This window comes from Pseudomonas schmalbachii, assembly GCF_017589465.1.
Classification (GTDB): domain Bacteria; phylum Pseudomonadota; class Gammaproteobacteria; order Pseudomonadales; family Pseudomonadaceae; genus Pseudomonas; species Pseudomonas schmalbachii.
The window spans coordinates 989,884-1,015,077 of the sequence record NZ_JAELYA010000001.1 but is presented as its reverse complement, the minus strand read 5'-3'; the positions used below and the strand labels follow the sequence as shown (position 1 = coordinate 1,015,077).

25 protein-coding genes are annotated in these 25,194 nt (G+C 65.4%); 15 read left to right on the top strand and 10 right to left on the bottom strand.

All coding sequences use genetic code 11. The annotated features are described in order from the left end of the window. Window positions 1-75 precede the first annotated feature (75 nt). Entirely contained in the window at window positions 76-1,089 is a 1,014-nt protein-coding gene (locus tag JFY56_RS04445; RefSeq protein WP_208312251.1) for a DUF2804 domain-containing protein, read from the bottom strand. Window positions 1,090-1,263: 174 nt separating this feature from the next. Here JFY56_RS04445 and JFY56_RS04440 point away from each other — a divergent pair, with 174 nt between their 5' ends. The 5 genes from JFY56_RS04440 to JFY56_RS04420 all read left to right on the top strand — a co-directional run bounded on the left by JFY56_RS04440 (window position 1,264) and on the right by JFY56_RS04420 (window position 5,655). Beyond that, a complete protein-coding gene (locus JFY56_RS04440; protein WP_208312249.1) occupies window positions 1,264-1,776 on the top strand; it encodes a DUF2059 domain-containing protein in 513 nt (170 codons plus the stop codon). Window positions 1,777-1,800: 24 nt separating this feature from the next. Beyond that, complete coding sequence (locus tag JFY56_RS04435) at window positions 1,801-2,106, top strand: BolA family protein (protein ID WP_208312248.1); 306 nt, start codon at window positions 1,801-1,803, stop codon at window positions 2,104-2,106. Between the two features lie 185 nt (window positions 2,107-2,291). Then, a complete protein-coding gene (trhO, locus tag JFY56_RS04430; RefSeq protein WP_208312247.1) occupies window positions 2,292-3,233 on the top strand; it encodes an oxygen-dependent tRNA uridine(34) hydroxylase TrhO in 942 nt (313 codons plus the stop codon). Window positions 3,234-3,272: 39 nt separating this feature from the next. Continuing rightward, window positions 3,273-3,875 carry a DsbA family protein gene (locus JFY56_RS04425; RefSeq protein WP_208312514.1) on the top strand — a complete coding sequence of 201 codons (603 nt, stop codon included), beginning with the start codon at window positions 3,273-3,275 and terminating at the stop codon, window positions 3,873-3,875. Continuing rightward, window positions 3,868-5,655 carry an ABC transporter ATP-binding protein gene (locus tag JFY56_RS04420; RefSeq protein ID WP_208312246.1) on the top strand — a complete coding sequence of 596 codons (1,788 nt, stop codon included), beginning with the start codon at window positions 3,868-3,870 and terminating at the stop codon, window positions 5,653-5,655. The genes JFY56_RS04425 and JFY56_RS04420 overlap by 8 nt, the downstream gene beginning before the upstream one ends. 125 nt (window positions 5,656-5,780) lie before the next feature. Here JFY56_RS04420 and JFY56_RS04415 read toward each other — a convergent pair whose 3' ends face one another. Beyond that, a complete protein-coding gene (locus tag JFY56_RS04415; RefSeq protein ID WP_208312245.1) occupies window positions 5,781-6,641 on the bottom strand; it encodes a class I SAM-dependent methyltransferase in 861 nt (286 codons plus the stop codon). Between the two features lie 385 nt (window positions 6,642-7,026). On the opposite strand from JFY56_RS04415, the gene JFY56_RS04410 reads away from it, so the two are divergent. The 3 genes from JFY56_RS04410 (at window position 7,027) to JFY56_RS04400 (ending at window position 9,818) form a co-directional block, all read left to right on the top strand. Further along, the gene (locus JFY56_RS04410; protein ID WP_208312513.1) at window positions 7,027-7,674 is read left to right on the top strand and encodes a helix-turn-helix transcriptional regulator; all 648 of its coding nucleotides are present in this window, start codon (window positions 7,027-7,029) and stop codon (window positions 7,672-7,674) included. A 294-nt stretch (window positions 7,675-7,968) separates the two neighbouring features. Then, entirely contained in the window at window positions 7,969-8,451 is a 483-nt protein-coding gene (locus JFY56_RS04405) for a curlin (RefSeq protein WP_208312244.1), read from the top strand. Window positions 8,452-8,492: 41 nt separating this feature from the next. Further along, window positions 8,493-9,818 (top strand): hypothetical protein, encoded by a 1,326-nt coding sequence (locus JFY56_RS04400; RefSeq protein WP_208312243.1) that lies wholly within the window; start codon window positions 8,493-8,495, stop codon window positions 9,816-9,818. A 295-nt stretch (window positions 9,819-10,113) separates the two neighbouring features. Here the strand turns inward: JFY56_RS04400 and JFY56_RS04395 are convergent, their stop codons facing one another. The 4 genes from JFY56_RS04395 to JFY56_RS04380 form a co-directional block, all read right to left on the bottom strand. Continuing rightward, window positions 10,114-11,214: a helix-turn-helix transcriptional regulator gene (locus JFY56_RS04395; RefSeq protein WP_208312241.1), complete on the bottom strand. Its 1,101-nt coding sequence runs from the start codon at window positions 11,212-11,214 to the stop codon at window positions 10,114-10,116. Between the two features lie 151 nt (window positions 11,215-11,365). Further along, on the bottom strand, window positions 11,366-12,322 hold the full coding sequence (locus tag JFY56_RS04390; protein ID WP_208312240.1) for a quinone oxidoreductase family protein: 957 nt from the start codon (window positions 12,320-12,322) through the stop codon (window positions 11,366-11,368). A 40-nt stretch (window positions 12,323-12,362) separates the two neighbouring features. Continuing rightward, window positions 12,363-12,536 carry a DUF1427 family protein gene (locus tag JFY56_RS04385; protein WP_208312239.1) on the bottom strand — a complete coding sequence of 58 codons (174 nt, stop codon included), beginning with the start codon at window positions 12,534-12,536 and terminating at the stop codon, window positions 12,363-12,365. A gap of 468 nt (window positions 12,537-13,004) precedes the next feature. Continuing rightward, the gene (locus JFY56_RS04380) at window positions 13,005-13,781 is read right to left on the bottom strand and encodes an AraC family transcriptional regulator (RefSeq protein ID WP_208312238.1); all 777 of its coding nucleotides are present in this window, start codon (window positions 13,779-13,781) and stop codon (window positions 13,005-13,007) included. 383 nt (window positions 13,782-14,164) lie between these two features. Between JFY56_RS04380 and hppD the strand changes: the two genes are divergently transcribed. The 5 genes from hppD (at window position 14,165) to JFY56_RS04355 (ending at window position 18,927) form a co-directional block, all read left to right on the top strand. Beyond that, the gene (hppD, locus tag JFY56_RS04375) at window positions 14,165-15,247 is read left to right on the top strand and encodes a 4-hydroxyphenylpyruvate dioxygenase (protein WP_208312237.1); all 1,083 of its coding nucleotides are present in this window, start codon (window positions 14,165-14,167) and stop codon (window positions 15,245-15,247) included. 110 nt (window positions 15,248-15,357) lie between these two features. Next, entirely contained in the window at window positions 15,358-16,341 is a 984-nt protein-coding gene (locus JFY56_RS04370; protein ID WP_208312236.1) for a fumarylacetoacetate hydrolase family protein, read from the top strand. Beyond that, window positions 16,331-16,984 carry a maleylacetoacetate isomerase gene (gene maiA, locus JFY56_RS04365; RefSeq protein WP_208312235.1) on the top strand — a complete coding sequence of 218 codons (654 nt, stop codon included), beginning with the start codon at window positions 16,331-16,333 and terminating at the stop codon, window positions 16,982-16,984. The genes JFY56_RS04370 and maiA overlap by 11 nt, the downstream gene beginning before the upstream one ends. Window positions 16,985-17,069: 85 nt before the next feature. Further along, window positions 17,070-18,479: an amino acid permease gene (locus JFY56_RS04360; protein WP_208312234.1), complete on the top strand. Its 1,410-nt coding sequence runs from the start codon at window positions 17,070-17,072 to the stop codon at window positions 18,477-18,479. Between the two features lie 73 nt (window positions 18,480-18,552). Beyond that, on the top strand, window positions 18,553-18,927 hold the full coding sequence (locus JFY56_RS04355; RefSeq protein WP_208312233.1) for an MliC family protein: 375 nt from the start codon (window positions 18,553-18,555) through the stop codon (window positions 18,925-18,927). A 135-nt stretch (window positions 18,928-19,062) separates the two neighbouring features. Here the strand turns inward: JFY56_RS04355 and JFY56_RS04350 are convergent, their stop codons facing one another. Further along, on the bottom strand, window positions 19,063-19,977 hold the full coding sequence (locus tag JFY56_RS04350) for a nucleoside-binding protein (RefSeq protein WP_208312232.1): 915 nt from the start codon (window positions 19,975-19,977) through the stop codon (window positions 19,063-19,065). A gap of 280 nt (window positions 19,978-20,257) precedes the next feature. Here JFY56_RS04350 and arfB point away from each other — a divergent pair, with 280 nt between their 5' ends. Beyond that, on the top strand, window positions 20,258-20,671 hold the full coding sequence (gene arfB, locus JFY56_RS04345; RefSeq protein ID WP_208312231.1) for an alternative ribosome rescue aminoacyl-tRNA hydrolase ArfB: 414 nt from the start codon (window positions 20,258-20,260) through the stop codon (window positions 20,669-20,671). A 95-nt stretch (window positions 20,672-20,766) separates the two neighbouring features. On the opposite strand, the gene JFY56_RS04340 is transcribed toward arfB, so the two are convergent. The 3 genes from JFY56_RS04340 to phhA all read right to left on the bottom strand — a co-directional run bounded on the left by JFY56_RS04340 (window position 20,767) and on the right by phhA (window position 23,220). Then, window positions 20,767-21,963 carry an amino acid aminotransferase gene (locus tag JFY56_RS04340; protein ID WP_208312230.1) on the bottom strand — a complete coding sequence of 399 codons (1,197 nt, stop codon included), beginning with the start codon at window positions 21,961-21,963 and terminating at the stop codon, window positions 20,767-20,769. Then, window positions 21,960-22,316, bottom strand: coding sequence for a 4a-hydroxytetrahydrobiopterin dehydratase (locus JFY56_RS04335; protein ID WP_208312229.1), 357 nt, complete (start codon window positions 22,314-22,316; stop codon window positions 21,960-21,962). The genes JFY56_RS04340 and JFY56_RS04335 overlap by 4 nt, the downstream gene beginning before the upstream one ends. 115 nt (window positions 22,317-22,431) lie before the next feature. Continuing rightward, window positions 22,432-23,220 (bottom strand): phenylalanine 4-monooxygenase, encoded by a 789-nt coding sequence (gene phhA / locus JFY56_RS04330; protein WP_208312228.1) that lies wholly within the window; start codon window positions 23,218-23,220, stop codon window positions 22,432-22,434. A 261-nt stretch (window positions 23,221-23,481) separates the two neighbouring features. On the opposite strand from phhA, the gene JFY56_RS04325 reads away from it, so the two are divergent. Then, complete coding sequence (locus JFY56_RS04325) at window positions 23,482-25,041, top strand: sigma-54-dependent transcriptional regulator (protein WP_208312227.1); 1,560 nt, start codon at window positions 23,482-23,484, stop codon at window positions 25,039-25,041. Window positions 25,042-25,194 lie beyond the last annotated feature (153 nt).

Sequence of the window (25,194 nt, the reverse complement as noted above, 5' to 3'; positions counted from 1 at the left end):
GTTCTCCGAAAGGGTCACGGCCAGTTTAGGCCGTGCGCGGAGCTCCGGGTTCCATGTGTCGTCGGGCGGGCGTGTCTACCAGCGAGCGTGGGTCTCGCCGATCCAGCCCAGCGCCCGGCAGACCGGCACGCGGGCGCCCGCCGCATTGCGCAGGAAACCGTCGAAATGGCCGAACCACTGGCGGGTGTCGACGTAGGCCAGATGCAGGTTGGGGAAGGCGCGGTGCTGCTTGCGCGGGGTGAAGGTGAGGTCGACGCTGCCGCAGGCGCTGCCCAGCGTCCAGGGTGCCAGTTCGTCGTGCTCGGGCTGGCGGATTTCCACCTCCGACTGCAGGCGCAGCAGTTCGCCGCCGAACCACAGGGCGTTTTCCGTCAGCTCGCTGTGTTCGGTCCAGCCGGCACCGAAGTTGCCGGCGATGCCTCCCGGGGCGGCGAAGGCGGCGCGTTGCCACCAGGTCTTCCAGGGCCAGACGCCGCGGCCGAAGTCCAGCGCGGCGAAGCTCTGGCCCGGCACGCAATGGTAGGTGTCGTTGCCGAGGCGGATGCTGCCGGTGACCGGCAGGCCCATCTGCCGGCTGCAGGCGTGGAAGTTGCGCCCGCCCATCGGCACCACCAGGTTGACCGACTCCAGGTGCGACGGGCGCAGCACATCCAGCGCCATGAGCATCGGCATGCCGCCGAGGTCGGGGGCGTCGGCGGTGATGCGCAGGCGGCCGGGCTGCTCGTCGAAGCGCAGGGTCAGGCGGTCATGCTGGAAGGCGTGGCTCTGGTTGGGCTGGTCGGGGAGGTCGCAGCCCCAGCCGAACGGGCGGATCTGCGAGCGGTGCACCGACTTGCCGGTTTCCAGGTCGAGGAAATAGATGGCGCCGTAGCCGACGTAGTCCACGTCGGAGATGGTCAGCGACAGCATCCAGTCGGGGGTGACGATGCACCAGTGGTTCCAGCGCTTGCGCCGGCCATAATTGCCCGACAGGTGGCAGGAAACATGCGGGCGCACGCTCCAGCCCACGGCTGCGGGGTCGAGCCGGCCGCGCGGGTCGCACAATGCGGGAGGGTCGGCCGTGGTGGTCGGCCTGGCGAGGGTGGTCATCGGACACATCCATGTGACAGTGCGTCGCAGAATGCCGTGTCGCCAATATGAGGACAAGCCTGCTGGCGATTTTTCCGCCGAAGGGGAGAGTGCTTGCCTAGCCTTGAGGGGAAGGGGAACTTGTGCTCAGAATGATCTGCCTTACGGACACCCCTTCACATTCAAGGAACGCTCATGACAAACATCCGCAAACTCTGCACCGCAGTAGCGCTCGTCGGTTTCAGTTCCCTGGCCCTGGCGGATTCCGCCGCCGAGGCCGAGAAGTTCCTCAAGCAGGTCCATGCCGACAGGCTCACGGTGCCTGTCTACTCCCAGGTGCAGCAGATGTTTGCCCAGCGCTTCGCCCAGGCCAAGGCTCCGGAGAGCAAGAAAGCCGTGCTCGACCGCTACCAGGCCAAGGCCAACGCCGAACTGGACCGCGCCGTGGGCTGGAACAAGATCAAGCCGGACCTGATCAAGCTCTATACCGACAACTTCACCGAATCCGAACTGAAAGAACTGAACGCCTTCTATGCATCGCCGCTGGGCAAGAAAGTCCTCGACAAGATGCCGCGCCTGACCGCGCAGTCCGCCCAGATGACCCAGTCCAAGCTGCAAAACGCCGTCGATCCGGTGAACAAGCTGCTGGCCGACATGGACAAGGAACTGGGCGTGAAGGCCCCCGCAGCACCCGCCAACAAGCCCTGACCGAGGGGTTCCGAGAGAGTCGACATGAGTATGCGTGAACGTATCCAGACCGCCCTGGCCGCACTTGAGCCGCAACACCTCGAGGTGTTCGACGAAAGCCACATGCACAGCCGCGGGCTGGAAACGCATTTCAAGGCCGTAGTGGTCAGCCCGGCATTCACCGGGCTGAACGCCGTCAAGCGGCACCAGAAGGTCTACGCCAGCCTCGGCGAGCTGATGGGGCAGTTCCATGCCCTGGCCCTGCATACCTACACCCCGGACGAATGGATGGCGCAGGGAGCGGCGCCGGATTCTCCGACCTGTCGCGGTGGCAGCAAGCACGACCACTGAGGGGTAGGGTGGATGACGTCTTTTCTCATCCACCAGTTCCACCAACCGGCTGGAAAAGGCTTTGCGCTTTTCCACCCTGCGTTCCCTTCCAGCTTTGGTACAATCCTGACCGCGCCGGCCTTCGCCGGCGTTTTCATTACCGGTCCGCCCTTTACGCGGGCGACCACTGGAAGGAAATACCCCGCATGACCCAGAACATCGTCGTCGCGGCGCTGTACAAGTTCGTCTCCCTGCCGGACTACGTCGCGCTGCGCGAACCCCTGCTGCAAACCCTGCTCGACAACGGCGTCAAGGGCACCCTGCTGCTCGCCGAAGAGGGCATCAACGGCACCGTCTCCGGTACCCGCGAAGGCATCGACGGCCTGCTCGCCTGGCTGAAGAGCGACTCGCGCCTGGTCGACATCGACCACAAGGAGTCCTACTGCGACGAACAGCCGTTCTATCGCACCAAGGTCAAGCTGAAGAAGGAAATCGTCACCCTCGGCGTGCCGGGCGTGGACCCCAACCGCCAGGTCGGCACCTACGTCGAGCCGAAGGACTGGAACACGCTGATTTCCGACCCGGAAGTGCTGCTGATCGATACCCGCAACGACTATGAAGTGGCGATCGGCACCTTCGAGGGCGCGATCGACCCGAAGACCGCGTCGTTCCGCGAGTTCCCCGAGTACATCCGCGCCAACTTCGACCCGGCGAAGCACAAGAAGGTCGCCATGTTCTGCACTGGCGGCATCCGCTGCGAGAAGGCCTCCAGCTACATGCTCGGCGAGGGCTTCGAAGAGGTCTATCACCTCAAGGGCGGCATCCTCAAATACCTGGAGGAAGTGCCCGAGGCACAAACCCTGTGGCGCGGCGACTGCTTCGTCTTCGACAACCGGGTGACCGTGCGCCACGACCTCTCCGAGGGCGACTACGACCAGTGCCATGCCTGCCGTAACCCGATCTCCGCCGAAGATCGGCAATCCGAGCGTTATTCGCCGGGTATCAGCTGCCCGCACTGCTGGGATTCGCTGAGCGAGAAGACCCGCGCCAGCGCCCGCGAGCGGCAGAAGCAGATCGAACTGGCGAAAGCGCGCAACCAACCGCATCCCATTGGCCGCGATCCGCGGCAAGCCGCAGTGGAGAACTGATACTTGGCCAACGCCCGCCTGCTCTATGTGATGGACCCGATGTGCTCCTGGTGCTGGGGTTTCGCCCCGGTCGCGCAGGTGTTGGCAGAGCAGGCGGCGGAGCTGGGCGTGGCCCTCTCGCTGGTGCTCGGCGGACTGCGTACCGGCCAGGGCGCGGCGCTGGACCCGAGCACCCGCCGCTACATCCTCGAACACTGGCAGGCCGTGCAGCAGAGCACCGGCCAGCCGTTCCGCTTCGAAGGCGCCTTGCCCGAAGGCTTCGTCTACGACACCGAGCCGGCCTGCCGCGCGGTGGTGGCGGCGCGCAAGCTCGACGAGCCGAGCGCCTGGGCGCTGGTCAAGGCGATCCAGCAGGCGTTCTACGTCGAGGGGCGCGATACCACCCAGGCGACGCTGCTGGCGGAACTGGCGGAAAGCGTCGGTCTGCCACGCATCGAGTTCGCCGAGGCCTTCGACAGCCAGGAAATCCATCTGGCGACCCTGGGAGACTTTTCCTGGGCACGCGATCTCGGCATCGCCGGCTTCCCCACCCTGCTGGCCGAACGCAATGGCCAACTGGCCCTGTTGACCAACGGCTACCAGCCGCTGGAAGAACTTTCCCCTTTGCTTGCCCGCTGGCTGGAGCGCGGACTACATGTCTGAAATCAAAGATCGCCTGAGTTGGGAAGAAATCCGTCGCCTTGCCCTTAGTCACCGCAAGGCCCTGATCACCGCCAACCTGGTGGCCGTACTGGCCACCGTCTGCAGCGTGCCGATCCCGTTGCTGCTGCCGTTGCTGGTGGACGAAGTGCTGCTGGGCCAGGGCGACGCCGCCCTGAAGTTCATGAACAACTTCCTCCCGGACGGCTGGCAGCGGCCGCTCGGCTACATCGGCCTGATTCTGGCGGCGACCCTGGTCCTGCGCGGCGCCTCGCTGGTGTTCAACGTGCTGCAGGCCAAGCTGTTCGCCGGCCTGTCCAAGGACGTGGTCTACCGCATCCGCCTGCGCCTGATCGAACGGCTCAAGCGCATCTCCCTCGGCGAATACGAAACCCTCGGCGGCGGCTCGGTCAGCGCGCACCTGGTGACCGACCTGGACACCATCGACCGCTTCGTCGGCGAGACCCTGAGCAAGCTGCTGGTGGCGATACTGACCCTGACCGGCACCGCCGCCATCCTGATCTGGATGCACTGGCAGCTGGCGCTGCTGATCCTGTTGTTCAACCCGCTGGTGATCTACGCCACGGTGCAGCTCGGCAAGCGCGTCAAGCACCTGAAGAAGCAGGAAAACGACAGCACCTCGCGCTTCACCCAGGCACTCACCGAGACCCTGGAAGCAATCCAGGAAGTCCGCGCGAGCAACCGCCAGGGCTTCTTCCTCGGCCGCCTCGGCCTGCGGGCGAAGGAAGTGCGCGACTACGCCGTCGCCTCGCAGTGGAAGAGCGATGCCGCCGGACGCGCCAGCGGCCTGCTGTTCCAGTTCGGCATCGACGTGTTCCGTGCCGCGGCGATGCTCACCGTGCTGCTTTCCGACCTGTCCATCGGCCAGATGCTGGCGGTGTTCAGCTACCTGTGGTTCATGATCGGCCCAGTCGAGCAACTGCTCAGCCTGCAATACGCCTTCTATGCCGCCGGCGGCGCGCTCACCCGCATCAACGAACTGCTGGCGCGCAAGGACGAGCCGCAGTATCGCGGCGGCGTCGATCCGTTCGACGGCCGCGAAACGGTCGGCATCGAGGTGCGCGGCCTGTCCTTCGCCTACGGCGAGGAGCCAGTGCTGGACGGCCTCAACCTGAATATCGCGCCGGGCGAGAAGGTCGCCATCGTCGGCGCCAGCGGTGGCGGCAAGAGCACCCTGGTACAGCTCCTGCTCGGCCTCTATACGCCGCAGGCCGGCAGCATCGCCTTCGGCGGCGCGAGCCAGGCGGAGATCGGCCTGGAAACCCTGCGCGAGCATGTCGCCGTGGTGCTGCAGCATCCGGCGCTGTTCAACGACACGGTGCGCGCCAACCTCACCATGGGCCGCGAGCGCAGCGACGAAGCCTGCTGGCGGGCGCTGCAGATCGCCCAGATGGCGGACACCATCCGTGGCCTGCCGCAGGGGCTGGACAGCGTGGTCGGCCGTGCCGGCGTACGCCTCTCCGGCGGCCAGCGGCAGCGCCTGGCGATCGCCCGCATGGTCCTCGCCGAACCCAAGGTGGTGATCCTCGACGAGGCCACCTCGGCCCTCGACGCCGCCACCGAATTCGCCCTGCACCAGGCGCTGGCGCACTACCTGGAAGGGCGCACCACGCTGATCATCGCCCACCGCCTGTCCGCGGTTAAGCAGGCCGACCGCGTGCTGGTATTCGACGGCGGCCGTATCGCCGAGGATGGCGACCACCAGCAACTGATCGCCGACGGCGGCCTGTACGCCAAGCTCTACGGGCATCTGCAGCATTGATGCCCACGTGGTGGCCGTTGGGCTTCGTATGTAGGTTGGGCTGAGGTACGAAGCCCAACGCTGGTCCGGCGGTTGTCGATGTCGGGCTTCGCAAGCTCAGCGTCAACGAAGCCCAGCATCGGCAATCAGCCGTGGCGAGTCACTTCGAGGAACGCCACGCAGTTGCTCAGGTCGTGGAAGACCCGGGTGTAGCCGATGTCGTTGTCGGGGATGCCCGCCAGCAGGTCCTGCAGCGCATCGGCGCTGCGGTACTGTGGCCGCCAGTCGAGCAGTCCTTCGAGATAGGCGATGTTCGGCACGCCGGGCCGGAAGTTGCTCAGCAGCAGCCGGCCGCCGGGCTTCAGGCGCTGCAGCAGGTCGCGGGTGAGGCGTGCGGCGTTGGCGTCGTCGAGCTGTTCGTAAAGGCCGGCGCAGTAGATCAGGTCGAAGTCGCGCAGCCCGGGATAGCTGCCCGGGAGCTGTTCGAAGCTGCCGAGACAGGTGCGCACGCCCAGGCTGCCATAGGACTGCTCGACCACCTGCAGGTGCGGCGGATGGCTGTCGAAGGCGACGAACTCCCTGAACCGGCCGTGGCGCAGTCCTTGCGCGAGGTCCGCTTCGCGCAGATGGCCGCTGCCTACGCTGAGGATGCGTGCCTGTCCGGCGCGGCGGCTGCAGCAGTTGTCGATTTCCCGTGACAGCAGTTGCCGGCGCGAACGCAGGGCGCGCGCCGCCGGGGCAGTGCTGGCGTAACGGAACAGTTCCTCGGTCGGCCGCACCGGGCTCTGTGCCGACAAGGTGCTGTTGATTCCGTAGAGATAGTCGATCAGCACGGCGTTGCCCGCCCGGGAACCTCGGGTGGGGAAGGGCAGCACGCGGGAGACTTCGGCCTGGCTCCTGTCTTCCGCCAGCGGCTCGGGGCCTGTACCGAGCTGATGGATATTCCGTTCCAGCCTGCCAATGACTTCTTCGAGCGAACCCGCCTGCTGCTGCGTCCATTCTTCCATACTGCTGCTCCTGACTGCTCCCGGGAAAAGCGCTGTTTTCGCTGATCAGACGATTCTGAGGACAGGCTAATTCTTTGGCGGCGTCCGGCCATCATTCATATGAATGACAGAGCGTAGTCACGGCGGCGTTTCGCTGTATGAGTGGCAGTCGGGACGGTGGATGAGCGTAAAGCGACGCTATGGCGCCGCCGCATTTCTGGCTCCGGAGCGAGGGGATGGATGCGCGCGGAGCGCCGACGAGCGGTCCGTCGCTTCATCCAGATGAATGATGGAGGGGTCGTTTCCCGAGACTAGGGTTTTATGCCAATTGGCTATCGCTTTTGGGCCCTGCTACCCATCGCGGAAATTGCCAGGACATACGCTCTCTAGGGATGTTTCCATGGAAATGGACCTGTTTCGCAGTGGCAGGGCTCGCCAGCCCAAGGAAATAACGCTACTCACCGCCAACGAACTGCTGGGGCAACTGTTCCGGCACTTTCTCGGCAACAGCGATGAATGGCAGGTGACCCTGCTGTCGCTCGACGAGGCGCTGCCGGCCGATACCGCGCTATGGCTGCTGGATGTCGGCAGCGTCGCGGAGCCGCAGCTCTCGACTCTGCTCGAAGGTTTGCTGGTGCAGGCGCCTGGGGCATTGGTCAATGTCTCCGCGACGGAAGCCAAGCGGCTGGTGGAACGGCATCCTGGGATCAACGGCATCTTCTACAGCCATGCCAGCCGCGAGCAGGTGCTTTCCGGTCTGCGGACCCTGCTTGGCGGTGGCGTATGGCTGCCGCGCACGGTGATGGAGCAATTGCTGTGCCAGTTCCGCCGCCTGCGGCAGTCTCCGGAAAGCACGGTGGAACTGACCGGTCGCGAGCAGGAGATTCTCAGCCTGGCAGGCAAGGGGCTGTCCAACGCCGAAATCGCCAGCCACCTCTGTCTGAGCCCGCATACGGTCAAGAGCCACATCCACAACCTGCTGGGCAAGCTGGGGGCATCGAACCGCGTCGAAGCGATGTTTCTCCTGCGTGGTCAGCGGGGGATGGAGTGGTAATCCTGTGGGTGCCGCTGGTGTGCGAGCGGCCATGAAACCGCTGTCCATTCCGGATCGACCTTTCCCCGGCATCGGCTGATCATCGACTGCCGCTGGCGACGGTCAGCGTCATATTCCCTTCGTCCATCCACCCGGCCGCCCGCGTCGCCGCACAAGGCGGCAAGCTGCCGGCCGCACTTTTCGCTCACCGGGATTAATCCCCCCATCGCCTGATTTTCCATCCATCTACCGATACCGGGGGGGATTCCTCCCCACCGAAACTGGGGCCATCTGTATCGCGGACGGGATTTCGCCATGAGGCTCCTGCAAGGCATTTGCGCAGGCATCGTGCTGGCACTGTTGAGTGGCTGGGGAGCCGCAGCGTCATCGACGGCGGACCTGGCGGACAACTTCGACCTCGGCCCCGATATCGACCTGGTCGCGCTGCGCAACCAGCAGCCCGCCGCCAACAACCGCGCCTATGTGCTGCAGCAGGGCGTCGCCAACCACGCCACCCTGCACCAGAGCGGCCAGGGCAACCTGGGGGCGATCGTCCAGGCCGGCAGCGACCAGGAGGCCTACATCCTCCAGCAGGGCAGCGAGCTGACGGCAAGCATCAGCCAGTACGGCTCGGCCAACGAGGCCTACATCTCGCAGATCGGCGCCTACAACGACGCGCGGATCACGCAGTACGGCGCCGGCAACAGCGCCCGCATAGAACAGGCCGGCTACGGCCTCAGCAGTGGCATCACCCAGTACGGCAATGGCCAGAGAATCCTGGTTCGTCAGGTGCAATGACGTCGGCCGCACACAACATGAGAAGCACAAGGAGATCGACCATGTTCAAGTTCAAACCGCTAGCCGCAGCCATCCTGACCCTTGCCAGCGTTCAGGTCATGGCGGCGGGCAACACCGCGACCCAGATCCAACTGAGTGGCGATGGCAACGATGCGACCGTGGCGCAAACCGGTATCTCCAACGGCAACACGGCCACCCAGGTGCAGGCGGGTGACAACAACGAAGCCAACGTCAATCAACTGGACGTATCCACCGGCAACGTGGCCAGCCAGGCACAGGGCGGCAATCACAATACCGCCACCATCGATCAGAAGTGGGGGGCTTACTACAACGAGGCTTCCCAGGCGCAGACCGGCAACGACAACATCGCCACTGTTGACCAGCATGACGAGGCGACGAGCAACCATGCCCTCCAGGTACAAGGCGGCTCCGAAAACAATGCCTTCATCGAAAATGCCTACTCTGCCGTTGGCAACTACGCCACCCAGATTCAGAGCGGCGGCAGTCATGATGCGGAGATCTGGCAGCAGGCGGGCGAAGGCAACCAGGCCCTGCAGACCCAGGATGGCTACAACAACTATGCCAAGGCCTATCAAGGTGCAGGCGGTGACCTCAACTACTCCGTGCAGACCCAGACCGGAGACAACAACAGCTCCACGACCTACCAGCTGATCAACGCCAACGGCAACTTCTCGACGGTGACCCAGAATGGCACCGGTGCCGGCAACGATGCTCTGGTCGATCAGGGCTTCGGCGATGGCAACTGGTCTGTCCTGGACCAGGACGGCGACAGCAACGATGCCACCGTTACCCAGAAGCATGGCAACGGCAATGCGTCCATTCTGAGCCAGGTCGGCAACGGCAACGGCGCCTCCGTGACGCAACATGACGGCGACGGCAACGGCTCCACCCTGACCCAGACCGGAAACTCCAACGTGGCCTCCGTCGACCAGGGCAATGGCAGCTGGAACGTCTCGTCCCTGACCCAGACCGGCAGCAACCACAACGCGACCGTCAACCAGAGCGGTGGCAACACCAACGAGCTGTATTTCGAACAGGACGACGACGGCAACACCCTGCTGGTCGACCAGGTGGGCAACAGTAACCTGATTACCGGCTACAGCGAAGGTTACGGTAACACCGCTGATATCGATCAAACCGGTGATGACAATACGGTCCGGGTCGAGCAGTACGCCTATTCCAGCGGCAACCTGGCGGACATCTCCCAGAACGGCAGCAACCACACCGCGACCGTCCTGCAGGGCGGTGCCGGCAACGATGCCTTCATCACCCAGACCAACACCCACAACACCGCCTGGGTGTTCCAGACAGGCACCAACGGCACTGCCACCATCACCCAGAACTGATTTTCCGCGAGTACCAGACTGGCTGCCGACCTTCGGGGCGGCAGCTTTTTTCTTGGTTCTTCGCTGGCGTTCCCCGCCTACGGCTGGCGTGCTTCGGCTGAGGAGCGCCCCATGCGCGAATCGCGGGCATGGCCCTACGGGCTGCAATGCCCACCGTAGGTTGGCGCTGAGCAACGCGAAGCCCAACATCGCCATCGTTGGGCTTCACTGCGTTCAGCGCCAACCTACGCGAGTTCTGGCCCAGCCACTTTGGCGCCGCCTTTCTGGCAGAGCGAGTGAAACTCGTTGCCGCTGCCTACTGGCGCAGCCGCCCGATCAGGCCGACCAGTTCCACCTGGCGCTCGGTCCCGGTCTTGCGGAACAGGCTGCGCAACTGGCTGCGTACGGTGTTGATCGATACGCCCAGGCGATCCGCACATTGTTCCGGGGTCAGGCCCAGGCTCAGCAGTTCACCGAGGCGCCGCTCGGCGGGGGTCAGGCCGAACAGTTCGGCCAGCAGCGGCCCCGGCTGCGCCTGTTCGAGCAGGGCGAGCAGCGCCAGCGGTTTCTGGAACTGCAGGTTGAACGAAGCCTCGGCCGGAACCGGTGTGACCAGCAGTTCGCGCGGCGGTTCGCCGTCCAGGCGCAGCCAGCCGGCCTGGGGCTTGCCCTTGTGCTCGCAGGCCTGGCGGATCAGCGCCTGCAGACGGGCGCCCTGCTGGCGGCTGTACAGGCGCTGGAAGTTTTCGTAGAAGGGCGCGCCGCGCTGGCTCATGCGCTGCTGCGCGGCCAGGTTGCAGTAGAGCACCCGGCTGTCGCTGTCGAGCAGCCAGAGCGGCGTGGGGTGGCGGTCGAGCAGCAGGTTGCGCTTGCCCAGCTCCACGCGCATGTCGCTGATCCGTTCGAACATCCGCGCGGCCTGCAGCAGGTGCGGGCCGAGGCGCTTGAGGATGGCCTGCTGCTCCGGAGTGGGTTCGGGCGCGTCGGTACTGGTCAGCAGCGACAGGTAGATGCCCGAGTTGAGCTGTTCGTGGAGTTTCATGCAGGACACGTTGTGCATCCTGTTGGGGATGTGGAAGTCCTGATAGTACGGATCGCGCAGGATGTTCTTCTGCCCGTAGTGCTGGAAATCGTGGTACCAGTCGCCCACCGGGCGATTGAGCATGAAGCCGCGGCTCGGATCGAGATTGCAGAATTCGCGGTTGTAGGCCTCGATGACCGAGGGCTCGCAGAGATTGATCTCTGTCGCGTGGGGGCCTTCATCGTTCTGGTCCCAGAACAGCAGGGCGCCAAGCTGGCGACCCGTGGCGCCGGCCAGGCTCTTCAACAGCGGCAGCCAGGCGTCTTCGTCGAGTACGCATTCATAGCAGAGTCCGACCAGGCGATCGTACTCGGCTTCGAGATCCCTCTCTCGCACGTGAGCCCCCTTTTACTGCCCAGGTTTGCCGATGCGTTGCGGAGCGATATATGGCACATGGCCTCTATCCTCGCAAGTGCGCCGCCCGGGCCTTTCCGATGGACGGCAGGCCAGGGCAGAGGCGAGTCCGTGCCTGTGGCCGCCGTGATCTTCAGGGGATCAGCACGATCTTGTCGCTGCGCCCTTCGTTGACTTCCCGGTAGCGCTCCAGGCCCTCGCTCAGTGGCGATTCGTGGACGTCGATGGGCAGCGGCAGCAGGCCCTCGTCGAACAGCTTGCCGAACTGGCTGAGCATACGGGCGCAGGCGACGGTGTCGTAGAGCAGCGAATTGACCCCGACCACCGAACCGCCGCGACGGTACAGCGCCAGGGCCGGCAGTTGCACATGGCCGTCGACCGGCGCGGCGATGATCGCGATGCGGCCGAAGGTGGCCAGCGCCGCTACCGCCGCCGGCAGCCAGAAGCCGGTGGTGTCGAAGATCACATCGGCGCCGCCGGCGAACACATGGTCGACCTGCATCGGCAGGTCTTCCGGCGCATCCAGGGTTATCGCGGAGATGCCCTGGGCCTTCAGTTCCTGCGCCTGGCCGGCACGCCGGACGCCCGCCAGCACCTGCGCACCGCGCGCCTTGGCCAGGGCGATGGCCGCCGAGCCGACGGCACCGGCGCCGATCACCAGCAGGCGGGTGCCGCTGTCCACCTGGGTGCGCTCCAGGGCGTCCCAGGCGGTGGTGTAGGGCACGCCGCAACTGGCGGCCTGGGCGAAGCTCAGCACCTTCGGCATCAACGCCACGCCCTCGGCCGGCAGGCACAGGCGCTGGGCATGGCTGCCGTCGCGAAGGAAGCCCGGCCCCTTGCCGGTGCCCCATACGGACTGGCCGAGCAGGTGTTCCGGTCCCTCCAGCACCACGCCGGCGAAATCGCGGCCAGGGACGCGGGGCAGGGTGGTGTAGGGGAAGCGGCCGAGGACGTTCTTCACGTCGCTCGGGTTGAGCCCGGCGGCGCGGACCTCCACCAGCACTTCGCCGGCGGCGGGGACGGGGTCGGGCAGGTCGACCAGTTTCAGGGCGGAGAGGTCGCCGGTATGGGCGAATTGCAGGGCTTGCATGGGTAGTTTCCGTAGTGAGGGGATGTGATGGCCGTGCAGTTCACTGTAGCCAGCGCAGCACGAAATCGCGGCCGACCGGCAGCAGTTGCTCGCCGATGCTCATGCCGAGCAGCCCGACCAGCGCCACCGTGGGCGGGGCGGGGGAGCGGAAGTCCAGCAGGTTGTAGAGCGCGCCGACGGCGAGGCCGATTGCCAGCGAGATCAGGTAGTTCATGGCGCCTCCGAGGTGGGGCCGGGGGAGTGGAGGCATTCTGGCGATGTTGGTTAGCGGCTGCCGGTCATCGGCTTCGGAATTTCGGACAGGCTGCCGGAGAATCGTAGGTTGGCGCTGAGCGCAGCGAAGCCCAACATCGGCAACCACGAGGCCGGATCGTTGGGCTTCGTACCTCAGCCCAACCTACGACGCTGCTTCGGAGTTTCGCAGAGGCTGCCGGCGTTTGTAGGTTGGCGCTGAGCGCAGCGAAGCTCAACACCGGCAACCACCGGGCTGGATCGTTGGGCTTCGTACCTCAGCCCAACCTACGGCGTTGCTTCGGAGTTTCGCAGAGGCTGCCGGCGTTTGTAGGTTGGCGCTGAGCGCAGCGAAGCCCAACATCGGCAGCCACCGGGCTGGATCGTTGGGCTTCGTACCTCAGCCCAACCTACGGCGTTGCTTCGGAATTTCGGACAGGGTTACAGACTCCTACAGGGTCTCTGCTGTCAGGTACGCCGACGGCGAAACTCCCAGCTCCCGCCGAAACATCTCGCTGAAGCTCCCCGCCTGATACCCCAGCGAATGGGCGATCACGCTCACCGGCGTGCCTTCGGTCAGCGCCGCCACTGCTGTCGCCAGTTGCACCTGGCGGCGCCAGGCGGCGAAGCCCATGCCGAGGCTGCGCTGGAACAGGCGGGCGAGGGTGCGCACGCTGGCGCCGGCGTCGGCGGCGTGCTGTTCGAAGGGGATATCCTGCGACGGCGCCGCCATCACCGCGTGGCAGAGATTGAGCAGGCGGCGGTCGGAGGCATCCGGCAGCGGCACGCGTGGCAGGCTGCGGCGGGCGCGGCGCAGTTCGAGTACGGCGAGATCGGAAAGCGCGCGGTAATACTCCGCCTCGGGGTTCTGTTCCTGCTCCACCAGCCTGAGGATCAGCTCGCGCAGCAGCGCGCCGACCTCGAACACCTGCACCCGCTCTTCCAGCGACTGTGCCAGAGACGGGCGCAGGTAGATGTTGCGCATCTGCAGCTCGGACACCACGCGGATGCCGTGCAGCACCCCCGGCGGCAGCCACACCGCGCGGTGCGGCGGCACCAGCAGGGCTTCCTGCGGAGTTTCCAGCCACATCACCCCGGACATCGCGTAAAGCACCTGTCCCCACTCATGCTCGTGCGGCTCGATGTACAACCCGCGCGGATAGCTGCGGGCCAGCCCGCGCAGGGGCGCGTCGCTGGCGTTCAGGTCGGGTGGTGTGGCGCGGGCCATACAGTGGTCACGGAAGCTGATGTCGGGTGGGGAACTGTAGGAGCCAGCTTGCTGGCGATCAACCATGTTCGCCGGCAACGTTGCAGCCGGGTGTGAGTTGGGGATCGCCAGCAAGCTGGCTCCTACAGGTTTGGTGTACTCCATCTGCCGTGGCAGCTTGTCGCACCGCTGTGTAAGGAATTCGTTACGCGCGTAAGGCCGGAAGTGTGGGGATTTCCGGCCATTCCGGTGCTGTAACGAAATCTTGCCGGAGCGGGCCGCAAGTCCTGAGCCAGAGCGTCCCGGCGTGGCTTGTACGAAAGGCCCGCGGCGGTTGAGATGAAGGCATCCAATCCTGCCTGGCGCCTTGCGCTGCCAGCCCACAACAACAACGAGGAGGCCGGATGAACGCCGTGGCCAAGATCGAGCAACACAATCCCATCGGTACCGACGGTTTCGAGTTCGTCGAATTCACCGCGCCGGACGCCACCGGCATCGAGCAACTGCGCCAGTTGTTCACCGCCATGGGCTTCACCGAAACCGCCAAGCACCGCTCCAAGGAAGTCTGGCTGTTCCAGCAGAACGACATCAACATCGTGCTCAACGGCAGCCCGACCGGCCACGTCCACGAGTTCGCCAAAAAGCACGGCCCGAGCGCCTGCGCCATGGCCTTCCGGGTGAAGAACGCCGCCCAGGCCGCCGCCTACGTCGAGTCCCAGGGCGCCAAGCTGGTCGGCAGCCATGCCAACTTCGGCGAGCTGAACATCCCCTGCGTCGAAGGCATCGGCGGTTCGCTGCTGTACCTCGTCGACCGCTACGGTTCGCACAGCATCTATGACGTCGACTTCGAATTCATCGAAGGCCGCAGCGCCAACGACAACGCCGTCGGCCTGATGGCCATCGACCACCTGACCCACAACGTCAAACGCGGGCAGATGGACGTGTGGTCCGGCTTCTACGAGCGCATCGCCAACTTCCGCGAGATCCGCTACTTCGACATCGAAGGCAAGCTCACCGGCCTGTTCTCCCGTGCCATGACCGCGCCGTGCGGCAAGATCCGCATCCCGATCAACGAGTCGGCGGACGACAAGTCGCAGATCGAGGAATTCATCCGCGAGTACCACGGCGAAGGCATCCAGCACATCGCCCTGTGCACCGACGACATCTACGCCACCGTGCGCCAGCTGCGCGCCAACGGCGTGGACTTCATGCACACCCCGGACACCTACTACGAGAAGGTCGACACCCGCGTGCCGGGCCACGGCGAACCGCTCGACCAACTGCGCGAGCTGAACATCCTGATCGACGGCGCCCCGGGCGACGACGGCATCCTGCTGCAGATCTTCACCAACACGGTGATCGGCCCGATCTTCTTCGAGATCATCCAGCGCAAGGGCAACCAGGGCTTCGGCGAGGGCAACTTCAAGGCGCTGTTCGAATCCATCGAGGAAGACCAGATCCGCCGCGGCGTGATCGACGACAAGTAAGCCGCGTGTTCCCTTCCCCACGAGGGAAGAGGGCCGCTCTTCCCCCTCTCCCTCCGGGAGAGGGTTGGGGTGAGGGAAAATCCTCCGACACATTCTTCCAAGGCTGATCGATGAAACTCGCTTCCCTGAACCAAGGCCGCGACGGCGTGCTGGTGGTGGTCTCCCGTGACCTGAGCCGCGCGGTCACGGTCCCGTCCATCGCGTCCACCCTGCAGGCCGCTCTGGACGACTGGGCGTACTGCCGCCCGCAACTGGAGGCGGTCTACCACCGTCTCAACGACAACCTCGAAACCGCCGCCTTCGCCTTCGACCAGTCCGCCTGCCACAGCCCGCTGCCGCGCGCCTATCACTGGGCCGACGGCAGCGCCTACGTCAATCACGTCGAGCTGGTGCGCAAGGCCCGTGGCGCGGAGATGCCGGAGAGCTTCTGGCACGACCCGCTGATGTACCAGGGCGGCGCCGATGCCTTCGTGCCTCCCCGCAGCCCGATCCGCCTGGCCGACGAGGACTGGGGCATCGATCTCGAGGCCGAGCTGGCGGTGATCACCGACGACGTGCCGATGGGCGCGACTCCGGCCGAAGCGGCGGGGCATATCCAACTGATTCTGCTGGTCAACGATGTGTCGCTGCGCAACCTGATCCCCGGCGAGCTGGCCAAGGGTTTCGGCTTCTACCAGAGCAAGCCGTCGTCCAGCTTCTCGCCGGTGGCGGTGACGCCAGACGAACTCGGCACGGCGTGGAAGGACGGCAAGGTCCATCGCCCGCTGGTCTCGCACATCAACGGCGAGCTGTTTGGCCAGCCGGATGCCGGCGCCGACATGACCTTCAACTTCCCGACCCTGGTCGCTCACGCCGCCAAGACCCGTCCGCTGGGCTCCGGCACGATCATCGGTTCGGGCACCGTGTCCAACTACGACCGCAGCGCCGGCTCCTCCTGCCTGGCGGAAAAGCGCATGCTGGAGATCGTCGAGCATGGCGCGGCGCAGACGCCGTTCCTCAAGTTCGGCGACCGGGTTCGTATCGAGATGTTCGATGCCGCCGGGCAATCGATCTTCGGCGCCATCGAGCAGATGGTGGAAAAACATGAGCACTGAACCGCTGACGCTGTACTCCTACTGGCGCTCCAGCGCCGCCTACCGCGTACGCATCGCGCTGAACCTCAAGGGCCTGGCGTATCGCCAGGTTCCGGTGCATCTGGTCAAGGATGGCGGCCAGCAGCACAGCGAGGAATACCGTGCGCTGAACTCGCAGGAGCTGGTGCCGCTGCTGGTGGATGGGCATGCGCGCATCGCCCAGTCGCTGGCGATCCTCGAATACCTCGAAGAAACCCATCCGCAACCGGGCCTGCTGCCGCGCGACCCGCTGCAGCGTGCCCAGGTGCGTTCCCTGGCAATGCATATCGCCTGCGATATCCACCCGCTGAACAACCTGCGCGTGCTGCAGTACCTGAGCGGCACGCTCGCGGTGGAGGACGAGGTGAAGAGCGCCTGGATTCGCCACTGGGTGGAAATCGGCCTGCGCAACGTCGAGGCCGGCCTGGCGGCGCTGAAGAGCCCGCTGTCCCTCGGCGAACGTCCCGGCTATTTCGAAGCCTGCCTGATTCCCCAGCTCTACAACGCCCGCCGCTTCGACTGCGACCTCTCGGGCCTGCCGCGCATCCTCGCCATCGAGGCGCGCTGCCAGTCCCTCGAAGCCTTCCAGCAGGCCGCCCCGGAGGTGCAGCCCGACGCGCAGTAACCCCGCCTGACAACGCCTTGCCATGCCTCCAGGCCACAAGCCCGGAGGGTCCGACCCCGTCACGATAAAAACAAAAGGTGACGTAATGACGCGTGATACCCAGCACGCAGGCCAGCTCCAGCGCGGCCTGAAGAATCGCCACATCCAGCTGATCGCCCTCGGCGGCGCCATCGGCACCGGCCTGTTCCTCGGCTCCGCCGGGGTGATCAAGTCGGCCGGCCCGTCGATGATCCTCGGCTACGCCATCGCCGGCTTCATCGCCTTCCTGATCATGCGCCAGCTCGGCGAGATGATCGTCGAGGAGCCGGTGGCCGGTTCCTTCAGCCACTTCGCGCACAAGTACTGGGGCGGCTTCGCCGGCTTCCTCTCCGGCTGGAACTGCTGGGTGCTGTACATCCTGGTGGGCATGTCGGAACTGACTGCAGTCGGCAAGTACATCCACTACTGGTGGCCGGACGTGCCGACCTGGGCCACGGCGGCGGCGTTCTTCGTGGTGGTCAACGCGATCAACCTGTTCAACGTGAAGGCCTTCGGCGAGACGGAGTTCTGGTTCGCCATCATCAAGGTGGTGGCCATCGTCGGCATGATCGCCCTCGGCAGCTGGCTGCTGGTCAGCGGCAACGGCGGCGAGCAGGCCAGCGTGAGCAACCTGTGGAGCCACGGCGGCTTCTTCCCCAACGGCATCAGCGGCCTGGTGATGGCCATGGCGATCATCATGTTCTCCTTCGGCGGCCTGGAAATGCTCGGCTTCACCGCCGCCGAGGCCGACCAGCCGAAGACCGTGATCCCCAAGGCGATCAACCAGGTGCTCTACCGCATCCTGATCTTCTATATCGGCGCGCTGGTCGTGTTGCTCTCGCTGAGCCCGTGGGACAGCCTGCTGCAGACCCTCAACGCCTCCGGCGACTCCTACAGCGGCAGCCCGTTCGTGCAGATCTTCTCGATGATCGGCAGCGACACCGCCGCCCACGTCCTCAACTTCGTGGTGCTGACCGCCGCGCTGTCGGTCTACAACAGCGGCACCTACTGCAACGGCCGCATGCTGGTCGGCCTGGCCGAACAGGGCGATGCGCCGAAGTCGCTGGCGAAGGTCGATGCGCGCGGCGTACCGGTGCGTTCGCTGATGGTGTCGGCGGCGGTGACCTTCCTTGCCGTGCTGGTGAACTACCTGATGCCGGGCCGCGCGCTGGAACTGCTGATGTCGCTGGTGGTGGCGGCGCTGGTGATCAACTGGGCGATGATCAGCCTGGCGCACCTGAAATTCCGCGCGCAGATGGACCGTCGCGGCGCGCGCACCGGCTTCCGCGCACTGTGGTATCCGATGGGCAACTACCTGTGCCTGGGCTTCGTGCTGTTCATCCTCGGCGTGATGCTGCTGACTCCCGGCATCCAGGTTTCGGTTTACGCCATTCCGGTGTGGCTGCTGGTGATGTTCGCCTGCTACCGCCTGAAGCGCGCACCGGCCACGCGCCCGGCGGTGGCGCTGGCGGAATGATCCGGCATCGCGTTTGACCCGTCGGCCCGGCCGCTCCTAGAGTGACCGGGCCGATTTCATTGGAGGGATATAAATGAAGAAGCCGATCTGGTTGCTGGCAGTCGTTCCCGTGCTTCTGGTTGCCTGCGGTGGAGATGACCCCAAGTCCGCAGCGGCGGACGCACTGGTCCTGCCCGGCGATGCCGAGCTCGATTCGCGCAGCGTCGAATACAAGTGCGACGACGGCCGCAGCATTGCCGTGCAGTACCTGAACAAGGGCGACAACCGCCTGGCCGTGGTGCCGGTCAGCGACAGCTCGACGCTGGTGTTCGCCAACGTCATCTCCGGCTCCGGCGCCCGCTATGCGGCCGGCCAGTACATCTGGTGGAGCAAGGGCCCGGAAGCGACCCTGTACAAGGAATGGATGGGCGGCGAGCCGGTGAACGGGGTGGTTTGCAAGGAGAAGTGAGCCTTTTCGTAGGTTGGCGCTGAGCGGAGCGAAGCCCAACATCCGGCCACCGCAATGTTGGGCTTCGTACCTCAGCCCAACCTACGAGCACTAACCGGGTAGGGCGGGTGCAACCCGCCACCTCTGGCCAATCCCTTAAAAGGTGAACTCCACATTCACCGTCGGCGTCGAGGTGCGGCTGCCGCGGCCGCCGTCCACGCCGAACTTGTTGTGCCAGTACTCGTAACCCACGCCGAGCCACAGGTTGGGCCTGGTCTTCGCCCCCGGGAAGGTGGCGAACATCAGCGACGTGCGCATCAGCGTTTCCGGCGCGGTGTCCTTGTCGAAGTAGTCCTCGCCTTTCTCCCCGATGTGGTTGACGAAGCCCTGGAACTTCGCCGCGTGGTCGCCGACCTGGAACGGCTTCAGCCAGGTCAGGTTGAACATGTAGGTGCCGTCGAAGGTGTGGTCCGGGTGGCGCGCGCCCGGGATGCCCGAGTGGTTCTTCTCGCGGTAGTAGAGAACGCTGAAGTCGAGCACGGCGGCCCCGTTGAATTTCAGGGTCGGGCCGATCACCAGCGCGCGCTTCTTCGCCGAGGCGAGGTTGTTGTTGCGGCTGGCGTCGAAGCCGAAGGTCAGCGCATGGTCCTTGACCAGCCCCTTGCCCTGCGGCACGTCGAACACCCGCGAGGCGAACAGCTGGTTGCGATACACCGCATAGACCTCGCTGCCGCCGTGGTCGGTGCCCTTGCGCGGGTCGTTGCTGTCGGAGAGGAACACGTCGAGGTTGAAGAAATTGCTGCCGTACCGGTAGCCGTCGGCGTGGGTGAAGCTGTAGATGCGCTTGCTGATGTCATGCGGATTGTTCGGGTTGGTGAAGTGCTCGCCGTAGCGGAAGCCGAGGCTGTTGCTGGTCCACTCGAAGAACTTGCCGTCCTCCGCAAAGGCCGTGCCGGACTGGGCGCCGAGCAGGGCGGCGCATAGCGCCAGGGTCTTGCCTGGGCGGCGGTGTATTGGCTCGCTGCGGGAAATGGCGTTCGCGGACAGGGCAAAGGAAACCGGACGGAACATCGTTCACCTCGTGTTTTTGTTGTTATGGGGCCGCGTCGCCCTGGGCGTTAGCTGGGCGCGTCACTTGGTGCATGTTCTAGCGATTTATTGGATACCGTGCAAGAAAAAATTGTACACATTTACGTATACAATTTTGACTGCAAAGTCAGATTCAGGCAATGAGGCCGATGGTTACAGGGTTTTGACTCGTAGGGCGGGCGCAACCCGCCATGTCCGTGCTGGCGGGTTGCACCCGCCCTACTGGGGTATGCTGAGGAACCTCTTCCTGGACCGGCCACCCATGCTGACCATCTCCAACACCGTGCAGATCGCCGATGACGAAATCGAGCTGACCGCCATTCGTGCGCAGGGCGCGGGCGGGCAGAACGTCAACAAGGTGTCCAGCGCGGTGCACCTGCGCTTCGACATCCGTGCCTCGTCCTTGCCGGAGTTCTACAAGGAACGCCTGCTGGCGCTGCGCGACCAGCGCATCACCAGCGATGGGGTGATCGTCATCAAGGCGCAGCAGTACCGCACCCAGGAGCAGAACCGCGAGGACGCGCTGAACCGCCTGGCCGAGCTGATCCGCAGCGTGGGCAAGGTGCAGAAGGCGCGCCGGCCGACCAAGCCAACGCTCGGCTCGAAAACCCGCCGCCTGGACGGCAAGAGCAAGCGTGGGGCGATCAAGGCGGGGCGGGGGAAGGTGGATTTCTAGCAGGTAGGGCGGGTGCAACCCGCCAGTCCGCAGGCGTCCGCAATGGCACGCCGGGGAAGAGCGGGAAACCGGCCCGCAGGCCGGTTTCGTTCAGCTCAGGCGCATACCTTGGCGATGGCTGCTGCAAGGATGTCCAGCCGGCTGGCGTCGATTCCGGCGACGTTGGCGCGGCCGCTGCCGACCATGTACACGCTGTGCTCCTCGCGCAGGCGGCGCACCTGGTCCGGTGTCAGCCCGGTGTAGGAGAACATGCCGCGCTGGATGGCGATGTGCGCGAAGCGCTCGGCCAGTCCATGCGGGCGCAGAGCTTCCACCAGGCCCTGGCGCAGGCTGGCGATGCGGGAGCGCATGGTGTCCAGTTCCTCCAGCCAGATGCCCTTCAGCTCGCGGTCGCCAAGGATGGTGGCGACCACCTCGGCGCCGTGGGCGGGCGGGGTGGACCACAGGTTGCGCGCCAGGTAGGCCAGTTGGCTGCGCACGTCGGTGAGCTCGCCGGCATTCGCCGCGCAGACGATCAGCGCACCGACGCGGTCGCGGTAGAGGCCGAAGTTCTTCGAGCAGGAACTGGTGATCAGCAGTTCCGGCAGGCTTTCGGCGAACAGGCGCACGGCGCGCGCGTCCTCTTCCAGTCCGTCGCCGAAGCCCTGGTAGGCGAAGTCGATCAGCGGCAGCAGGGCGCGCCGCTTGACCACGTCCAGCACCCGCTGCCAGTCGTTGTAGGCGAGGTCGAAGCCGGTCGGGTTGTGGCAGCAGGCGTGCAGCAGCACCACGTCGCCACGGGGCACCTGCTCCAGGGCGGCGAGCATGCCGTCGACGTCCAGATGGTTGTCGGCGCCGACGTAGGGGTAGTGGGAAACCTTCAGCCCGGCGGTGGCGAAGATGGTTTCGTGGATCGGCCAGGTCGGGTCGCTCAGCCACACTCCACGGCCCGGCAGGCAGCGGGCGATGAAGTCCGCCGCCAGGCGCAGGGCGCCGGTGCCGCCGGGTGTCTGGGTGGCGTCGGCGCGCTGGCTGGCGAGCAGCCGCGAGTCGCTGCCCAGCACCAGTTCGCACAGGCGTGCGGCGAACAGCGCATCGCCGTGGCCGCCGACGTAGCTCTTGGTGATCTCGTGCTCGACCAGATGGCGTTCGGCGAGCTTCACCGCGCGCGGGATCGGCGTCAGGCCCTGGGCGTCCTTGTAGACGCCGACGCCGAGGTCCAGCTTGGTCGGGTTCGGGTCGGCGCGGAAGGCGTCGAGCAGGCCGAGGATGGGGTCGCCGGGTATCCGGGCGACCTGGGCGAAATGGTTCATTTGCGGCCCTCGGCGGTCTTCGCCACCTCGTCGGTGCGGGCGGCCATGATGAAGTCGTTGCGGTGCAGGCCCTTGATCGAGTGGCTCCACCAGGTCACGGTGACCTTGCCCCACTCGGTCAGCAGGCCCGGGTGGTGGCCTTCCGCCTCGGCAATCTCGCCGACCGCGTTGGTGAACGCCAGGGCGTGCTTGAAGTTCTTGAACAGGAAGACCTTTTCCAGCTCCATGTGGCCGTCGCGGACCTCGATGTTCCAGTCCGGGATCTGCTTGATCAGCACGGCCAGTTCTTCGTCGGAAACCTTCGGTGCATCGGCGCGGCAGGCTTCGCAATGGGCTTGGGTGAGGGCGGTCATGGGGTTCTCCTTATCGAATGCGTAGACATAGCGTAGGTTGGTGCTGAACGCAGTGAAGCCCAACAGTCGGATTCGTTGGGCTTCGCAAGCTCAGCGCCAACCTACGGTTGTGTGTTCAGGCAGCCTGTTTCGGCGGGAATTTCGGTGCGTGCAGGCCAAGCTGCATGCCCTGGTGCACCAGCGCCATGATGTCCTCGTGGGCCAGGTCGAACAGGCGCTTGAGGTCCGGCAGGACGAAGTACAGCGGCTGCAGGATGTCGATGCGGTACGGCGTGCGCATGGCTTCCAGCGGATCGAACGGCTGGTGCTCGGGCTCGCCGGAGAGGCAGTAGACGGTTTCCTTCGGCGAGGAAAGGATGCCGCCGCCGTAGATGCGCTTGCCCTGGGAGGTTTCCACCAGGCCGAATTCGATGGTCATCCAGTACAGGCGGGCGAGGTAGACGCGTTCTTCCCTGGTCGCCTTGAGGCCGAGCTTGCCGTAGGTGTGGGTGAACTCGGCGAACCATGGGTTGGTCAGCAGCGGGCAGTGGCCGAAGATCTCGTGGAAGATGTCCGGTTCCTGCAGGTAGTCCAGTTCTTCCGGGGTGCGGATGAAGGTGGCGACCGGGAATTGCTGGCTGGCCAGCAGCTCGAAGAAGGTCTGGAAGGGGATCAGCGCCGGCACCCGGGCGACGCTCCAGCCGGTGGTGGCCTGCAGCACCTTGTTGATCTCGTCCAGCTGCGGGATGCGGTCGTGGGGCAGGGCGAGCTGCTCGATGCCGTCGAAGTATTCCTGACAGGCGCGGCCCTCGATCACTTTCATCTGTCGGGTGATCAGGGTGTTCCAGACCTGGTGCTCGGCTTCCGGGTAGTCGATGAAACCGTGCTCGTCTGGTTTGCGGGCCACGTACTGCGTTGCTTTCATGGGTCCTCCGGCTGCGAGGCTTTGTTGTTGTGATGACCTATGAATAGCGCGGCCGATGCCCCCGTGCAGCAGGGGCGAGAGTGCCGACAGGCGGTCCGGAGCGGTCATTTCGTAAAGAAAATTTTACGAAATGGCGAAAGTCCTCAGTCGATGAGCTTGATGATGCGTCGAGATGTCACATATTCTTGACGGAAATTTCCGGGCTGCGTGCGAAAAACTGGCCCCGGAAGCCCTCTAGAACGACAAATCCGGGCTGCTTCCATGCGCATCAAGGTGCACTGCCAGAACCGCGTCGGCATCCTTCGCGACATCCTCAACCTGCTGGTCGAATACGGCATCAACGTCAATCGCGGCGAGGTCGGCGGCGAGCAGGGCAACGCCATCTACCTGCTCTGCCCGAACCTGATCAACCTGCAGTTCCAGTCGCTGCGGCCCAAGCTGGAAGCGATCCCCGGCGTGTTCGGCGTCAAGCGCGTCGGCCTGATGCCCAGCGAACGCCGCCATCTCGAACTCAACGCATTGCTCGCCGCGCTGGACTTCCCGGTGCTGTCCATCGACATGGCCGGGCAGATCGTCGCCGCCAACCGCGCCGCCGCCCAACTGCTCGGCGTGCGTGTCGACGAGGTGCCGGGCATTCCGCTGTCGCGCTACGTGGAAGACCTCGACCTGCCGGAACTGGTCCGGGCCAACAAGGCGCGGCTCAACGGCCTGCGGGTGAAGGTGAAGGGCGACGTGTTCCTCGCCGACATTGCGCCGCTGCAGTCGGAGAACGACGAGAACGAGGCGCTGGCCGGCGCCGTGCTCACCCTGCACCGCGCGGATCGGGTCGGCGAGCGCATCTATAACGTGCGGCGCCTGGAACTGCGCGGCTTCGACAGCATCTTCCAGAGCTCGCGGGTGATGGCCGCGGTGGTCCGCGAGGCGCGCCGCATGGCGCCGCTGGATGCGCCGCTGCTGATCGAGGGCGAAACCGGCACCGGCAAGGAGCTGCTCGCCCGCGCCTGCCACATGGCCAGCCCGCGCGGGCAGTCGCCGTTCATGGCGCTGAACTGCGCCGGCCTGCCGGAATCCATGGCCGAGACCGAACTGTTCGGCTACGGCCCCGGCGCCTTCGAAGGCGCGCGCCCGGAAGGCAAGCTCGGCCTGCTGGAACTCACCGCCGGCGGCACGCTGTTCCTCGATGGCGTCGGCGAGATGAGCCCGCGCCTGCAGGCCAAGCTGCTGCGCTTCCTGCAGGACGGCTGCTTCCGCCGGGTCGGCAGCGACGAGGAGGTCTACCTCGACGTGCGGGTGATCTGCGCGACCCAGCAGGATCTCTCCGAACTCTGCGCCAAGGGCGAATTCCGCCAGGACCTCTACCACCGGCTGAACGTGCTGTCGCTGCACATCCCGCCGCTGCGCGAATGCCTGGATGGCCTGGAACCGCTGGTCGAACACTTCCTCGACCAGGCCAGCCGGCTGATCGGCTGCCCGCTGCCGAAACTGGCGCCACAGGCCCTGGACCGCCTCGGCCGCTACCACTGGCCGGGCAACGTGCGGCAGCTGGAGAACGTGCTGTTCCAGGCGGTTTCCCTGTGCGAGGGTGGCACTATCAAGCCGGAACACATCCGCCTGCCGGACTACGGCGCGCCGCACCCACTGGGCGACTTCTCCCTGGAAGGCGGCCTCGACGCCATCGTCGGCCGCTTCGAAAAGGCCGTGCTGGAACGCCTCTACCGCGAACACCCAAGCAGCCGGCAGTTGGGCAAGCGGCTCGGCGTGTCGCATACGACCATCGCCAACAAATTGCGGCACCACGGGATCGGTCAGGACGAATCGTAGGGCGGGATACACCTGCGTTGGGTGTGCCCTCACCCCAGCCCTCTCCCGGAGGGAGAGGGCTGGGGTGAGGGAAGCCGCAATGTCAGCGATCGTAGGGCGGGTGCAACCCGCCAATATGCCAACGGCCAAAATGGCGGGTTGCACCCGCCCTAC